This window comes from Nonomuraea terrae (assembly GCF_004348995.1).
In the GTDB taxonomy this organism is placed as follows: Bacteria; Actinomycetota; Actinomycetes; order Streptosporangiales; family Streptosporangiaceae; genus Nonomuraea; species Nonomuraea terrae.
Genome location: NZ_SMKQ01000006.1, coordinates 21,262 through 35,216, shown reverse-complemented (window position 1 = coordinate 35,216; position 13,955 = coordinate 21,262). Strand labels below are relative to the sequence as shown.

The following is a 13,955-nucleotide window of genomic DNA, read 5'->3' as shown; positions in this document are numbered from 1 at the left end:
TGTTCGGGCCCTGATGTCAGCGGGGGTGGGCGGCCAGCTCCTGCAGGCGCGCGATCCGGTCGGCGATGGGCGGGTGCGTGGAGAACAGCCGCCCGAGGCCCCCGCCCCGGAACGGATTGGCGATCATGAGGTGCGCCGTCGAGGAGAGCTGGCCGTTCTCCGGCAGCGGGAGCTGCCGGGTGCCCGCGTCGATCTTCCGCAGCGCGCTCGCCAGCCCCAGCGGGTCTCCCGTCAGCCGGGCGCCCGACTCGTCGGCCTGGTACTCCCGCGCCCGCGAGATCGCCATCTGGATCAGCGCGGCGGCCACCGGCCCGAGCAGCATCATCAGCAGCGCGCCGAGGACGCCGGGCCCGTCGTCGTCACTGCCACCGCCGCCGAAGAACCCCACCATGTACGCCAGGTACGTGATCATCGTGGCCAGGGCGCCCGCCACGGACGAGATCAGGATGTCGCGGTTGTAGACGTGCGACAGCTCGTGCCCGATGACCGCGCGCAGCTCGCGCTCGTCGAGCAGCCGGCTGATCCCGTACGTGACGCAGACCGCGGCGTGCCGCGGGTCGCGCCCGGTGGCGAAGGCGTTGGGCTGCATGGTCGGTGCGACGTACAGCCGCGGCATGGGCTGTCCCGCCTGCGCCGACAGCTCGCTCACCATCCGGTGCAAGGCCGGCCACTCCCCCGGGCCGACCGGCTGGGCGCGCATGGACGACAGCGCGATCTTGTCGGAGAAGAAGTACGCGACGGCGTTGCTCACGAGCGCGACGAGCACGGCGATTTGGATCCCCGCGCCGCCCCCGAACCACCAGCCGACCAGGATGATCAAGGCCGACAGGGCGCCGAGCAGGACCGCCGTCCGCAGACCGTTGTGGCGCATGGCATCCTCCCTTCCGAACCCCTCCTTCTACCCGGGATCCGGGCTCGCGATCCCGCGAACTACGCCCGTTTCATGACCGTATGTCGGGTATGGGGCTGTCGCGCGGAGGGAGCACACGGTCAGGTGTGTGAGCTGGGGCTGACCCGTTCTCCTCGCGGGACGTAACCGGGTAGTGGGGGCCGCCGATCGTGTCGGCGGCCCCCACGGCGCGTTCCGGCCACGAATGATGAACAGAATCGACGAAACATTCGCTTAACAGATCTTCCTTCCTACGATCGGGGGGCCGCGTCGCAGTGAGGCGCGGCGTGACGAAGGAGGACCACTTCCGTGGACATCAGCCAGGCCCCTGGCCGCATCCCCCGCACTCCCCTCCGATCCCCGTTCCGCCGGCGCGCCGCGGCGGGCTCCGTGATCATGGCGTCCGCGCTCATCGCGCCCATGCTGATGGCGCCCGTGCTCATGGCGCCCGCCGCGTCCGCGAGCGCGGCGACGGGCCCCGAGGTCGCGCCCTGCCCGGCTGAGCTGGCCGACCAGGCCACCTGCTACGGCGGGCAGGACGCGAACGGCGCCTACTACACGATCGCCGTCCCGCGCGACTGGAACGGCTCCCTGGTCGTGCACGCCCACGGCGGCCCGGACCTCACCGAGTCCTCCGACCCCGAGCGCAGCCCCGAAGACCTGGCCCGCTGGTCGGTGATGGTCCGCGAGGGGTACGCCTGGGCCGGCTCGGCCTACCGCCGCGGCGGCTACGGCACCCGGATGGCCGCCGAGGACACCGAGAACCTGCGGCGGCTGTTCGTGAAGACGTTCGGCGAGCCGAAGCTGACGTTCGCGCACGGCCAGTCCTGGGGCGGGAACGTCGCCGCCAAGGTCGCCGAGATCTACGGCCGGCGCTACGACGGGGTGCTGCTCACCAACGGCGTGCTGGCGGGCGCCACCCGCGGCTACGACTACCGGGTGGACCTGCGGGTGGTCTACCAGTACTACTGCCGCAACCACCCGCGCCCGTCGGAGCCGCAGTATCCGCTCTGGATGGGCCTGCGCGAGGACTCGACGATGACGACGACCGGCCTGCGCGCGCGGCTGCGCGAGTGCACCGGCTACGACCTGCCGCCCGCGGAGCGTACGGCGGAGCAGCAGCGCAACCTGGACGACATCCTCGCGGTGACGAAGATCCCCGAGCGGACCCTCGAGTCCCACCTGCGCTTCGCCACCTTCACCTTCCGCGACATCGTGCACAACCGGCTCGGCGGCCGGAACCCGTTCGGCAACCAGACCATCCGCTACACCGGCTCGCACGACGACGAGGCGCTGAACGCCGGGGTCGAGCGGTTCTCGGCCGACCCGTCGGCGGTGCGGGACCTGTCGTTCGACAGCGACGTCACGGGCGCGGTGCCGATCCCGGTGCTGACCATGCACGCGATCGACGACCCCACGGCGTTCGTCGAGCACGAGTCGGCCTACCGGGCCAGCCTGCGGGGCGCGGGCTCCGGCGGCCGGCTGGTGCAGACCTTCACCCGGGAGAGCGAGCACAGCGAGCTGAGCACCGCGGAGTACGCCGCCGTGATGTCGGCGTTGTCGTCGTGGGTACGCACCGGTGACAAGCCCACGCCCGCGTCGGTGGCGGCGTCCTGCCCGACGTTCGACGCGGCCTACGGCACGGGCTGCTTCTTCGACCCCGCGTTCGTCCCGGGTGACTACGCCTCGCGGGTGCTGCCGCGTCCGGGCGCCCGCCACTGGCCGGCGCTGACGGCGGCGCAGGAGCGGGCGTGGGCCCGCCGCGGCGGCGTCGGCATCGCTCCGTAAAGGACGCCTGCAGGAGACGCCCCGTGAAGAGGCCCGGCTCGGGGGTGCGCAGGCCCCCGGGCCGGGTCAGCCCTCGCCCGCGCGCGGGTCGAGGACGAGCGTGGTCTGGCGGTCGGCGGCGACCTGGAGCGTACGCAGCCGCAGCAGGGCAGGGTGCTCCTCGATCAGGCGCGCGGTGTTGGCCAGCGAGCGCAGCGCCGCCGCCTCGGCCCGCGCCTCCTCCAGCGCCGCCTTGCCACGCTCGCGCGCGACCACGGCGTCCATGGCGGCCCGCCGCAGCTCGCCGGGCAGCATGAGGTCGCGTACGCGGACGTCGGAGACCTCGATGCCGAGCTCCGTGACCGCCGCCTGGGCCGGCTCCGTCAGCCCGTCGGACAGCGCGGACCGGTCGGCGAGCGCCGCCTCCAGCGTCAGGCCGGAGACCCGCTCACGGACGGCGTCCTGGAGGGTCGCGTACAGGAACTGCTCCGGCGCGGCGGCGGCGCCGGTGAAGGCGACGACGTCGGCGACCTTCCACCGCGCCGTCACGGTGACCCGGACGCTGACGCCGTCGGAGGTGAGGACCTCCTGGCCGGGCACGTTGAGCAGCCGGGGCCGCAGGTCGACGGTGAGCAGGGTCGTGCGCCGGGCGCGGTGACGGTGCCGGCCCGGCTCGAGGACGCGGCGCAGCCGCCCGTCCACGTACATCAGGACGCGCTGCCACTCCATCACGGTCACGTGTGCCACTGCGTACCTCCGTCGGGGCGGGAAGAAGACGGCCCCCGGGGACCGCCGGCGGCGCGGCGGGGACCTCCCCGGACCGCCCGGGGGCGGGCGGGAGTCCGCAAGGCCTCGCCGTCGTGTGCGATCGCCCGGGGGCCGCCCCAAGAGGAGTCGAACCTCGGGTCTTGTAAGACCTTGCCAGGAATGGCCCCGATGCGCGGAACGCTCTCCGGCGATGCCGGTGCGCCGCTGTCCTGGGCCTTCGTGTCCTCACGTTAGCCCGGCGCCGCGTACCGGCTCCACCGGTTTTCCATGGGCTCAGGCGAGGGTGTCGATCCAGCGTTCGAGGTGGCGTCCCTCCGCCTCCACGAGGCCGGGGTCGCGGAAGGTGTTGGTCAGCAGCGCCGCGCCCTGGTACGCCCCCAGCGGGGCGACGGCGAGCTCACGCGCGTCGTCGCGTCCCATGGCCGCGAACTGGCCCTCCGCCCAGTCGAGCAGCCGCGCCATGACGCCGGCGACGGCCCGGTCGAGGCCGTCGCCGCGTTCGTCGAGCTCGGAGGCGAGGCTGCCGGTGGGGCAGCCGTGCCGGGCGGTGAGGTCGCGCTGCTCCACCCAGCCGCGCAGCAGCGCCTTCAGCCGTTCCTGGGGGGTGGCCAGCCGCTCCAGGGCGGCGATGAGCGCCTCCAGCTCACGGGCGTGGGAAGTCGCGCGAGGTCATGCCCGCCGTCGCGTACGGCCGCCGCCTGGCCCCCGACCTGATCGGCATGGGCGCGTCCGGCGAACCCGCGATCGGCTACTCGTTCGCCGAGCACGCGCGCTACCTCGACGCCTGGTTCGACGCCCTCGGCCTGGAGGACGTGGTGCTCGTCGGGCACGACTGGGGCGGCGCCCTGGCCTTCGACTGGGCCGCCCGCCATCCGGGCCGGGTGCGCGGGATCGCCTTCACCGAGTCCGTCGTCAAGCCGATGAGCTGGGAGGAGCTCCCCGAGGGCGGCCGGGAGACGTTCCGGGCGATCAAGACGGAGGGCGTGGGCGAGACGATGATCCTCGACGGCGAGGACCACCTCCGGCAGGGGCTGCCCGCCACCATGGCGACGCCGCTCGCCGAGCAGGACGTGGCGGCGTACCTGCGGCCGTACCCGACGCGGGAGAGCCGGGTTCCGCTGCTGCGCTGGGCCCGGTCGCTGCCGCTGGGCGGGCAGCCCGCCGACGTCGTGGCCAGGATGGAGGAGTTCGGCCGGTGGGCGGCGGCAAGCCCGGAGGTCCCCAAGCTGCTGATCGGCTTCCGCCCCGGGCCGGGCACGATGTGGACGCCGGAGACGATCGCCTGGTGCGCGGCCACCATGGCGTCCCTGGAGACCGCCGAGCACGACGCCGTCGCCGGCCACCACACCCCGGAGGATCAGCCCGCCGCCATCGCCGCCGCCGTCTCGGAGTGGGTCGTCAAGCACGGCGGGTAACCCCGCTGTGACCTGCGGCGACTCTGCGTGCGAGACTCGTTGCACGGGGATTTCCCGTCCCGGCGAAAGGCCGCAATTCAGGGGAAGCCGCCATGCACGACGTCCACGACGAGGGCATCAGCGGGCTGGCGTTCGAGGTGCTCGACCCGGCGCCGGTGGCCATCGCGGTGACCAGGGGCCCCGACCACCGGCTGGTGTACACGAACGCGAGGTACCGGACGCTGTTCGGCGACTGCGTCATCGGGTCGCCGCTCAGGACGGCGTTCCCCGGGCTCGCCGAGCGCGAGCACATGCTCCTGTTCGACGCGGTGTACACGACGGGCGCGCCGGTGGTCCGCACGGGCGCGCCCGGCCCCGACCCGCTGACCGGCCCGACCGGCGGCGAGCGGTACTTCACCTTCAGCCTGTCCCGGATCTCCTTCGACGGCGGCGCGCACGGTGTGCTGGCCGTGTTCATGGAGGTGACCGAGCAGGTCGAGGTGGCGCGGCGGCTGCAGGAGGTCGCCGACGAGCGGCGCCGCATCCTGCGCCGCTACCACAGCCTGATGCGCGTCAGCGCGGACGCCATCTGGGTGACCGACCCCGAGGGCAAGGTGATCGTCCCGAGCCCCGGGTGGGAACGGGTGACCGGCCAGACGTGGGAGGAGTACCGCGGTGCGGGCTGGCTGGACGCCCTCCACCCCGACGACCGCCCGCTCTCGATCGAGTCCTGGGCGCGCGCGATCAACGACCCGGAAACGCCGTGGGAACGCGTCTACCGCCTGCGCACGGAGGACGGCGGCTACCGCCATTTCCTGGCGCGCGGCGTCCCGGTGCGGGAGGACGGCCACCTGGTGGAGTGGGTCGGCACGGCCAGCGACATCGAGGACCAGTGGCAGGGGCAGCGCCGCAGGCGGCTGCTCGACTCCGCCGCCGCGGCGACGTCCGACCTGACGAGTGTGGACGAGATGCTGAACGCGCTCGCGAACGTCATCGTGCCGGAGCTCGCCGACGGCTGCGGCTTCCACTGGGTGATCGACCTGTCCGAGGACCTCTCGCGCGGCGGCGACTTCCTGCTGGAACGCGTGGCGACCGCCGTGCGCGACGGCCTGCCGCGGCTGCCGCCGTTCAGCGAGGAACGCCATCCGCCGGACGGCAGGCTGGCGCGCGCCATCCGCCGCCGGCGGCCGTTCCGCAAGACGTTCCCTCCGGGAGAGCCTCCGGCGGATCTCGTGCCCAAGGGGACGCGGGTGTGGCTGGAGACCACCGGGGGACACTGCGTCGCGGTCGTGCCCGTCGTGGTGGACGGGGCGGTCGCCGCCGTGGTGACCGCGTCCATCTGCGGCGACCGGCCGCCGATCGGCCAGAGCGACCTGGCCCTGCTGCGCGAGATGATCGACCAGATGCACGACCGGCTGAACAGCGCGATGCGCTTCCAGCGCACCCACCGCATCGCGCTGGCGCTGCAGCACAGCCTGCTGGCGGAGCCGCCGCGCGTGCCCGGCCTGCAGATCACCGCCCGCTACCGGGCCAGCCCGACCGCCGCGGAGGTGGGCGGCGACTGGTACGACTCGTTCGTGCTGCCCGACGGGGCCACCGTGCTGGCCATCGGCGACGTCGCGGGCCACGACCTGCGGGCCGCCGTCGCGATGGGCCAGCTGCGCAACATGCTCAGGGCCCTGGTCGTCGATCGTCAGGAGCCGCCCGGCCACATCCTGGCCCGGCTGAACGCGGCGATGAAGACCCTCTACGCCGAGGAGACGGCCACGTGCGTGCTGGCCCGGGTCGAACGCCGCGCCGGCGGGCACGCGCTCAACTACTCGGTCAGCGGGCATCCGCCGCCGCTGCTGGTCACCGCCGAGGGCAGGACGTGTTTCCTGGAGGGCGCGGCCAACCCGCTGCTCGGCATCCCGTACGACAGACCATGCACGTCGGCGCGGGAGCCGCTGCCCCCCGAGAGCACGCTGCTGCTCTACACCGACGGCCTGGTCGAACGCCCGGGCGAGCACCTCGACAAGGGCTTCGACCGGCTGCGCGAGCGGGCCGCGGCGTTGTGCCGGGCGCCGCTGGACAGGTTCTGCGACGACCTGCTGAGCTTCCTGCCGCGCAAGGCCGACGACGACGTGGCGATGATCGCCCTGCGCCTGCCCCCCGGCTCAGAGACCGGCTCAGAGACCGGCTGAGGCGGCGCTGAGGCGGCGCGGTCAGCCTTCCTCGTTGCGGTGCATGTCGTGCTGGGCGAAGAGCTCGATCAGCACCCGGACCGGCAACCCGGCCTCGGTCGGGTAGCGGAACGTGCGGTCGAGGTTGAGGCTGTAGCGGTTGCGCCGGCCGACCTTGTCGCGGTGGAGGTAGCCGGCCTCGTACAGGTCGCGGACGATGCCCTGCACCGCGCGCTCGGTGATGCCGATGCTGGCGGCGATGTCGCGCAGGCGGATCTCGGGATCTCGGGCGATCTCCACCAGCACGCGGGCATGGTGGGTCAGGAAAGTCCACCGGGACGGACGGTCATCGGTCACACTCACGGCCTTCGCCTCCATCCCCGGTCGCGGGCCGTCGTGCCGGAGCGCCGGGGAGCCTGCAATCTCTCGTTAACCGAAAATCCTATGACGAACCGGCTTTCCGGTAACCATCGCCCTGGCCGTAGTGTGCGCGGGCGCCCGGCGGGGCCGCCAGCCGGTGGCCAGGGCCACGGCGAGCAGCAGCTCGGCGAGGTCCCCTCCGTAGTACATGATCTCGGCCGCGCCCCGCCGCTGCTCGTCCGGTACGGGCAGGTCGACCAGGAGGCCGGCGTACATGAGCTGTGACAGAACGGCGTGCACCGCGATCGCCACGCCGAGCACCACCAGCCGCGCCGGCACCGACGGGCGGCGGGGGGCGGGGTCGGGCCCGGCGATCACCCACGCGAACAGGCAGCCGGACAGCAGGAAATGCGCGTGGACCGCCTCGTGCAGCCAGGCGTTGCCGGCCGTGTGCCGGTAGAGCGGCGTGCAGTACAGGACGACCATGCCGCCGACGCTCAGCACCAGAGCGGTGACGGGGTTGGCGAGGACGTGCAGGGCGCGCCCGCGCAGCAGCGCCCCGAGGCGGCGGGCGCGGGCGGCGGGCAGCGAGCGCAGCAGCAGCGTCATCGGCGCGCCGAGCACCAGCAGCAGCGGCGCCAGCATGCCGATGAGCAGGTGTTGCACCATGTGGGCGCGGAAGTCATGTGCGGCAGCGGCGGCGACGGGTCCCGCCGCGGCGGCGGCCACCAGCACCGCGCCGGCCGCGAACGACGCCGTACGGCGGCCGCGCCACCCCCGCGGGTCCCGCCGCAGGCGGGCCGCCAGCAGGAGGTAGCCGGCCGCCGCCACGAGCGTCGTGAGCAGGACCGGTGACACCGCGGCGAAGGCGTGGGCGTGGTGCGTCACGGCGCCGGTTCGCGGTCACGGCACAGGTCGACCGGACCGGCCGAACGCTGCAGCGCCCAGCCGGCGGCGACCAGAATCGCGCCGAGCAGCAGGAAGCCCAGGTCCCACGAGAGCTGGTACGGCCCCGTGCGGACGTGGTGGATGCCCAGCAGATGGTGGTCGATCACTCCCTCCACGAGGTTGAACAGCCCCCATCCGACGAGGGCCCACCCCCAGAGCGCACGCGAGCGCCACACCCGGCCGCGCGAGCCGGTGACGCGGGCGTAGAGCAGGCCGAGCCCCGTGAGCACGGCCAGCCAGGTGACGGTGTGGAACAGGCCGTCCCACAGCGTGTTCATGCGCAGGCCCGGCACGGTGTCGGGCGAGTAGAAACGGATGCCGGCGTTGTCGGTGTCGGTGCTGCTCAGCATGTGGTGCCACTGCAGGACCTGATGGAGCAGGATGCCGTCGACGAAACCGCCAAGGCCGACGCCCAGGATCGTGCCGGGCAGTGCGATGCCGTTCCGGTCCGCCACGTCAGGGTTTCTTGCCCATGGTCTGGCGGATCACGTCGCGGACCCGGTCCATCATCGCGACCGGCGTGCCGACGAGCAGGTTCTTGGTGGCCGACTCGGTGCCGGGGTGCGGATGGGTGGGCGCCATGGCCTCGGCCGCCTTGACCCCGGCGGCCATCGAGCGCCGCTCGGCCTCGCTGGTGTGGGCGCGCAGCTGCAGGAACTCGTAGCGCTCCTCGCTGCGGGCGTGCGCCTCCACGGCTGCGCGCAGCATCAGGAGGTTCTCCATGAAGTCGGGGGCGGCGGGACCGGCCTGGTCCATCCGGCTCAGCAGCTCCTTGGCCTCGTTCTCCTCGGCGAGACGGTCGTCGATCACCTCGTCGCCGCCGTCGATCTTGCGGCGGGCGTACGGGTGGACGATCTCCTCCTCGGCCGTCTCGTGCACCGCCAGCAGCCGGACGAGCCGGGTGAACGCCTCGGCGCGGTCCTTGGCCGACGCCTGCTCGACCTCGTCGAACAGGTCCCTGATCATGGCGTGCTGGGCCTGGAGCAGGTCGATGACGTCGGTCTCCCCCATCGTCTCCGGCGCCGTCTTCTGAGCGGTCATGTCAGCTCCCTCCATCGGGTACGGGCGTGGCCTACCCGAAAGACGACGGCACACGCTCGCGTACAGGCCGGCGGTCAAGACCCTTACCAAGTCCGGACATTCGGGCGAGAGGGTCCAGAGACTGACCCGGGAAGCCTCGGGTAGGGCACGCCGTCGCACACACACAAGCAGCGCGAAGGAGCGCATTCATGACCTTCAACCCACTCCGCGAGCGGGGCATCCCGCTGGACAAGCAGCTGCGCAACTGGCGCGAGCTGAACGTCACACCCATCGACCCCGACCACGCCGACCCGTACACCCGCTGCCGGATCATCACCATGAACGGCATCGAGGTCGAGGCGATCATGTTCAGCCACCACCTCGCCCGGCACTGCCCGGACACCGAGCTGAAGCAGCAGCTCGCCCGGGTGCGCTACATCGAGGCCCAGCAGCAGAAGACGGTCAACTGGCTGCTGCCCGGCCTGGCCTCGGTGCTGGAGACCACGCTCGCCTACGAGCAGGTGGCCGTCGACCTGACCGCCTGGGTCGCCCGCATGGAGCCGGACCCGTACCTGCAGCAGGCCTACCAGTTCGGCGTTCTGGAGGACTTCGACCACCTCTACCGGTACGCCAACCTGTACGAGATGATCGAGCACCGCAAGGCGGAGAAGATCGTCGACCAGCTCACCGAGGTCATGCCGGGGCGGCCGACGTACCTGCACCACCGCGACCCCATGGACAACGTGCGCCAGCCGTACGACCGCAACAACACCGCGCCGATCAGCAAGCTGCACGCGCTGACCATCATGGCGGCCGAGCAGCAGACCATGAACTTCTACATGAACGTCGGGCCCATGTACATGGAGCCCATCGCGCGCCAGCTCTACCAGGAGATCGGCCTGGTCGAGGAGGAGCACGTCACCCACTACGAGTCCCTCGTGGACCCGGGCGAGAGCTGGTGGGAGATGCTGCTCAACCACGAGTACAACGAGTGCTACCTGTACCACTCGTTCATGGAGACCGAGAGCGACCCCAAGGTGAAGAACATCTGGGAGCTGCACCTCAACATGGAGCTGGAGCACCTGCGGCTGGCCGCCGAGCTGTTCAAGAAGCACGACGGCCGCGACCCCGAGCAGGTGCTCGCGCCGGAGCTGCCCGCGCCCGTGACGTTCGAGCCGAACAAGGCCTACGTCCGCGAGCTCATCGCCACCCAGATCGACTACACGACGCTCGGCACCGGCTACGTGCAGGAGGCCCACGAGCGGTTCGAGAAGATGCAGGAAGCCATCATGGGCGGCGAGAAGGCGCCCTCGGAGCGGATCATCGACGACAACCGCGAGCGGTCCGGCCATGAGTACCGGCTGCAGACCGAGGGCGACCACCCGGTGCGCAGCCTGCAGATGCAGCGCTGAAGCCTTGTCCCGCCCCCCGGCGTGGCGGCGCGCCCGAGCGCGCCGCCGACCCACCGCGAGGGGCTCTCGGCGGTGGGCCGGTTCAGGTGGGACGACGGTGGATGCCGACCAGGTGGCCGTTGTGCCGGACCTGCGCCGCGGCGTAGGGGCACATCGGGCGCGTCACGTACGACTCGGCGATGGTGTGGGCGTCCGCCCGGTCGACACCCCAGCCGATCGTGTGCCAGCGTGCCTGGCCGTCCTCGGCGGTGGTGTCCAGGACGGCGATCTCGAACAGTTCGGCGGCGGCAGGAGGCGTGCAGGGGACGCGGGCCGGCGCCTCGCCCCGGCCCGGCGCTGTCGCATGCTCCATGGGGGATCTCCTTCCGATCTCTCGATCTCGACCCGCACATATGTGCCCGATCGCGCGCCGGTCACTCCTATCCCGCCCGTCACCTGAACACGCGGCGGCGGATGATCCGGCGGGTTAGGTTCTGGGCATGCGTTCCTCCGGTACGGGCCCCGGGCCCATCACTCCCGACGGTTCCCCGGTCGACTTCTACAGCCTGCTGCGGGCCGGTGACGAGCCCGGCATCGTGGCCCAGGTGACGCCGCCCGGCGGCGCGATCCTGGAGCTGGGCGCGGGTGTCGGCCGCGTGACCCACCCGCTCGTCGACCTCGGCTTCGACGTGGTGGCCGTGGACGAGTCCCCCGAGATGCTCGCCCGCGTACGCGGCGCCCGCACCGTCCTGAGCCGCGTCGAGGATCTGCGGCTGGAGCGCCGCTTCGACACCGTCATGCTGGCCTCGCAGCTCGTGAACACCGTCCACGAGCCGACGCGCCGCGCCCTGCTGGCGACGTGCGCGCGGCACGTCAAGCCCGGCGGCCGCGTGCTCGTCCAGTGGATGCCGGCCGAGGCGCACGACCGGTGGCACGCGGGCATGGGCCGCACCGACGGCGACGTCTCGATCTCGATGGCGGCCGTCGAGGAGGTGTCGCCGGGAGTCTTCCAGGCGACCATGCGCTACGCGTACCAGGACGACGAGGGCGACGAGAGGGTGTGGACCCAGTCGTTCTCCTCCAGGCGGCTCACCGACGACGAGCTGGCCGCCGCGTTGGAGGCCGAGGGCCTGCGGCTGGAGCGCTTCCTCACCGAGGACCGCACATGGGTGGCCGCGGCGCCCGCCTTTACATCGTAGATCTGCAAATTTACCTCGATATTGCGAAATTACTGGAAAATAGTGGGACTGTTGGTACGCTCGCCGCCATGGGTGACCGGCTGGACGAGCTGGAGCGGCGCATCGACGGGCTGCGAGCCGCCGTACGCCGCGCGATGCGGGCCCGCGACGGCGCCACCGCCCGCGTCCTGCGCGCCGAGCTGCGCAGCGCCGAGCGTGCCTGGGACCAGCTCGTCAGCGGCGAGCAGTCACCGGCGAAGCGGGAGCCGCTGCCCCTGGTCACCGTGCGCGAGCAGGTGCACCAAGGGCTGCGCCTGCTCGGCGCGACCGCCCAGCCGCGGCTGATCGTGGCGGTCGGCGACGCGTTCTTCGGCGGCACGCTGCGCAGCGACCGGCTCACCAGCCTGCGCAGGGACGAGGAGCGCTCGTTCCGGTCCTCGCCGTTCGGGCGGCCGTACTACCTGTGCGCCGCCCTGACCGACCGGCTGTCGGCCGCCCGCGGCCTGCTCACGCTCAGCACCTGGCCGCTGGAGCGGCGCGTGGTCGGGCCGCTCAGCCCCCGCGTCGACTTCCTCACCTGCGCCATCGCGGTGGGCGGGCAACGCGGCGGCGACGAGCGGGCGGTGCGGTTACTCATCCGGATGGCGAGAAACATCCCCGGCGCCACCGACGGCGGCCTGGGCCCGCCCGACCCCGAGCGGGTCATCGCCGCGGCCAGAGCCGAGCTGCGGGTGCACGCCGAGCGCGACACGCACGATCGGGCCGAGCTGGCACGACGCGCCGCCGCGCAGCTCGATGACGCGGCCCGCCTGTTCGGCGCCGCTACGCTGAGCACGATCACGAAGGAGAAGGCGAAGTGACCGGCTTGATGCGCGAAGGCGACCCCGTGCGCCGGCTCGAGGTGCTGCGGGGCACGACGCCGCCGCGGCCGCACGACGCCCGCGCGATCGCGGCGCTGGCCGCCAACCCGGGCTGCGCCCGCCGGGCCCTCATGGACGGCGCCGGCATCGACAAGGACGCCGCCGCCCGCCACCTGGGCTTCCCTGCGCCGTTCGGTCAGTCGCCGTTCGCGATCACGCGCGGCAACGCGTTCGAGGCGCTGGTCAAGGCCGACGGGTGCGCGGAGCTGCTGCGCATGCTGCGCGAGCTGCTCGGCCTGCCGATCGCCGAGGTGGCCTATCACGACGTCGAGAACGTCGGCGCCCACCTGCGCCACGCGCACACCAGAGCGCTGATCGACCGCGCCGCCCGCGACGGCGGCGAGGGAGCGCCGTCGCCGGAAGCAGGAGCCGAGGCGACGGCTCCGCCGGCGACCGAGACCGCCGGGCCGGGCGAGGCCGTGAGCACCGCCGGCACGCTCTACGACCATCCCCTGCTCAGCCTGCGGATAGCCGGCCACACCGCGTACCTGGAGCCCGATGTGGTGGCGTTCCAGCTCGGCGGCCGTTTCCGCATCGTGGAGATCAAGTCGTTCGCGGTGATCGACGGGCAGGCCGACCCGTCGTCGGTGGCCGCGGCGGCGCGGCAGGCCGCGGTCTACGTGCTGGCGCTGCGCACGATGCTGGAGGAGCTGGGGCACGACCCGCTGATGGTCTCGCACGACGTGGTGCTGGTCTGCCCGGAGAACTTCGCCAACCGCCCGGTCGCGACGCTGGTCGACGTCCGCAAGCAGCTGGCCGTGCTGCGCCGCCAGCTCGACCGGATGACCACGCTCGACCGCCTGCTCGACGGGTTGCCCGACGAGCTGACATTCGACCTGCGGCCCGACGAGGACGGCCGGCCCACCCGTCCGGTGGCCGAGCTGTCCGACGCGCTGCGCCGCACGACCGCCCGCTACGCGCCCGACTGCCTGTCGACCTGCGACCTGTGCTTCTTCTGCCGCGACGAGGCCCGCCAGGAGGGCGCCTCCGACCTGCTGGGCCGGCAGGTCCGCGACGAGCTGGGCGGAGTCGCCTCGGTGGCCGAGGCGCTCGGCCTGGCCGACGGCACGCGCGATCCGGCGGAGGGGCAGGAGGAGATCGCCCGCCTGCTCCGCAACGCCGAGCGCCTGCGCAGGGAGTGCCTGACGTGAGGACAAC

15 protein-coding genes are annotated in these 13,955 nt (G+C 72.6%); 7 read left to right on the top strand and 8 right to left on the bottom strand.

Annotated elements, in window-relative coordinates; all coding sequences use genetic code 11:
- Positions 1–16: 16 nt before the first annotated feature.
- A complete protein-coding gene (htpX, locus tag E1286_RS03900) occupies positions 17–871 on the bottom strand; it encodes a zinc metalloprotease HtpX (protein ID WP_132608894.1) in 855 nt (284 codons plus the stop codon).
- Positions 872–1,198: 327 nt separating this feature from the next.
- Here htpX and E1286_RS03895 point away from each other — a divergent pair, with 327 nt between their 5' ends.
- Complete coding sequence (locus E1286_RS03895) at positions 1,199–2,677, top strand: DUF6351 family protein (RefSeq protein ID WP_223189523.1); 1,479 nt, start codon at positions 1,199–1,201, stop codon at positions 2,675–2,677.
- A 66-nt stretch (positions 2,678–2,743) separates the two neighbouring features.
- On the opposite strand, the gene E1286_RS03890 is transcribed toward E1286_RS03895, so the two are convergent.
- Positions 2,744–3,403, bottom strand: coding sequence for a slipin family protein (locus E1286_RS03890; protein WP_132608893.1), 660 nt, complete (start codon positions 3,401–3,403; stop codon positions 2,744–2,746).
- 294 nt (positions 3,404–3,697) lie between these two features.
- Complete coding sequence (locus tag E1286_RS03885; RefSeq protein ID WP_425464736.1) at positions 3,698–4,015, bottom strand: LmrA/YxaF family transcription factor; 318 nt, start codon at positions 4,013–4,015, stop codon at positions 3,698–3,700.
- An 80-nt stretch (positions 4,016–4,095) separates the two neighbouring features.
- Here E1286_RS03885 and E1286_RS03880 point away from each other — a divergent pair, with 80 nt between their 5' ends.
- Entirely contained in the window at positions 4,096–4,839 is a 744-nt protein-coding gene (locus E1286_RS03880; RefSeq protein WP_132608892.1) for a haloalkane dehalogenase, read from the top strand.
- Between the two features lie 92 nt (positions 4,840–4,931).
- Positions 4,932–7,001: a SpoIIE family protein phosphatase gene (locus tag E1286_RS03875; RefSeq protein ID WP_132608891.1), complete on the top strand. Its 2,070-nt coding sequence runs from the start codon at positions 4,932–4,934 to the stop codon at positions 6,999–7,001.
- A 21-nt stretch (positions 7,002–7,022) separates the two neighbouring features.
- Here E1286_RS03875 and E1286_RS03870 read toward each other — a convergent pair whose 3' ends face one another.
- From E1286_RS03870 to E1286_RS03855, 4 genes are all read right to left on the bottom strand, one after another.
- Positions 7,023–7,343, bottom strand: coding sequence for a winged helix-turn-helix transcriptional regulator (locus E1286_RS03870; RefSeq protein ID WP_223189521.1), 321 nt, complete (start codon positions 7,341–7,343; stop codon positions 7,023–7,025).
- Between the two features lie 66 nt (positions 7,344–7,409).
- Positions 7,410–8,228: a cytochrome c oxidase assembly protein gene (locus tag E1286_RS03865; RefSeq protein ID WP_132608889.1), complete on the bottom strand. Its 819-nt coding sequence runs from the start codon at positions 8,226–8,228 to the stop codon at positions 7,410–7,412.
- Positions 8,225–8,743 carry a DUF2243 domain-containing protein gene (locus E1286_RS03860; RefSeq protein ID WP_132608888.1) on the bottom strand — a complete coding sequence of 173 codons (519 nt, stop codon included), beginning with the start codon at positions 8,741–8,743 and terminating at the stop codon, positions 8,225–8,227. Before E1286_RS03860 ends, E1286_RS03865 begins: the two co-directional genes overlap by 4 nt.
- A 1-nt stretch (position 8,744) precedes the next feature.
- On the bottom strand, positions 8,745–9,329 hold the full coding sequence (locus E1286_RS03855; RefSeq protein WP_246074413.1) for a hemerythrin domain-containing protein: 585 nt from the start codon (positions 9,327–9,329) through the stop codon (positions 8,745–8,747).
- 188 nt (positions 9,330–9,517) lie between these two features.
- On the opposite strand from E1286_RS03855, the gene E1286_RS03850 reads away from it, so the two are divergent.
- The gene (locus tag E1286_RS03850; RefSeq protein WP_132608887.1) at positions 9,518–10,720 is read left to right on the top strand and encodes a hypothetical protein; all 1,203 of its coding nucleotides are present in this window, start codon (positions 9,518–9,520) and stop codon (positions 10,718–10,720) included.
- Positions 10,721–10,802: 82 nt separating this feature from the next.
- On the opposite strand, the gene E1286_RS03845 is transcribed toward E1286_RS03850, so the two are convergent.
- Positions 10,803–11,072 carry a hypothetical protein gene (locus E1286_RS03845; protein WP_132608886.1) on the bottom strand — a complete coding sequence of 90 codons (270 nt, stop codon included), beginning with the start codon at positions 11,070–11,072 and terminating at the stop codon, positions 10,803–10,805.
- A gap of 127 nt (positions 11,073–11,199) precedes the next feature.
- Between E1286_RS03845 and E1286_RS03840 the strand changes: the two genes are divergently transcribed.
- From E1286_RS03840 to E1286_RS03830, 3 genes are all read left to right on the top strand, one after another.
- On the top strand, positions 11,200–11,898 hold the full coding sequence (locus E1286_RS03840) for a class I SAM-dependent methyltransferase (RefSeq protein ID WP_132608885.1): 699 nt from the start codon (positions 11,200–11,202) through the stop codon (positions 11,896–11,898).
- A gap of 68 nt (positions 11,899–11,966) precedes the next feature.
- Complete coding sequence (locus E1286_RS03835; protein WP_132608884.1) at positions 11,967–12,737, top strand: hypothetical protein; 771 nt, start codon at positions 11,967–11,969, stop codon at positions 12,735–12,737.
- On the top strand, positions 12,734–13,948 hold the full coding sequence (locus E1286_RS03830) for a hypothetical protein (protein WP_132608883.1): 1,215 nt from the start codon (positions 12,734–12,736) through the stop codon (positions 13,946–13,948). The genes E1286_RS03835 and E1286_RS03830 overlap by 4 nt, the downstream gene beginning before the upstream one ends.
- The last annotated feature ends 7 nt before the right edge of the window (positions 13,949–13,955 follow it).

Coding starts and splice junctions, on each gene's coding strand:
- E1286_RS03840 (WP_132608885.1), top strand. CDS start 11,200: ATGCGTTCCTCCGGTACGGGCCCCGGGCCCATCACTCCCGACGGTTCC.
- E1286_RS03845 (WP_132608886.1), bottom strand. CDS start 11,072: ATGGAGCATGCGACAGCGCCGGGCCGGGGCGAGGCGCCGGCCCGCGTC.
- htpX (WP_132608894.1), bottom strand. CDS start 871: ATGCGCCACAACGGTCTGCGGACGGCGGTCCTGCTCGGCGCCCTGTCG.
- E1286_RS03835 (WP_132608884.1), top strand. CDS start 11,967: ATGGGTGACCGGCTGGACGAGCTGGAGCGGCGCATCGACGGGCTGCGA.
- E1286_RS03850 (WP_132608887.1), top strand. CDS start 9,518: ATGACCTTCAACCCACTCCGCGAGCGGGGCATCCCGCTGGACAAGCAG.
- E1286_RS03875 (WP_132608891.1), top strand. CDS start 4,932: ATGCACGACGTCCACGACGAGGGCATCAGCGGGCTGGCGTTCGAGGTG.
- E1286_RS03855 (WP_246074413.1), bottom strand. CDS start 9,329: ATGACCGCTCAGAAGACGGCGCCGGAGACGATGGGGGAGACCGACGTC.
- E1286_RS03880 (WP_132608892.1), top strand. CDS start 4,096: ATGCCCGCCGTCGCGTACGGCCGCCGCCTGGCCCCCGACCTGATCGGC.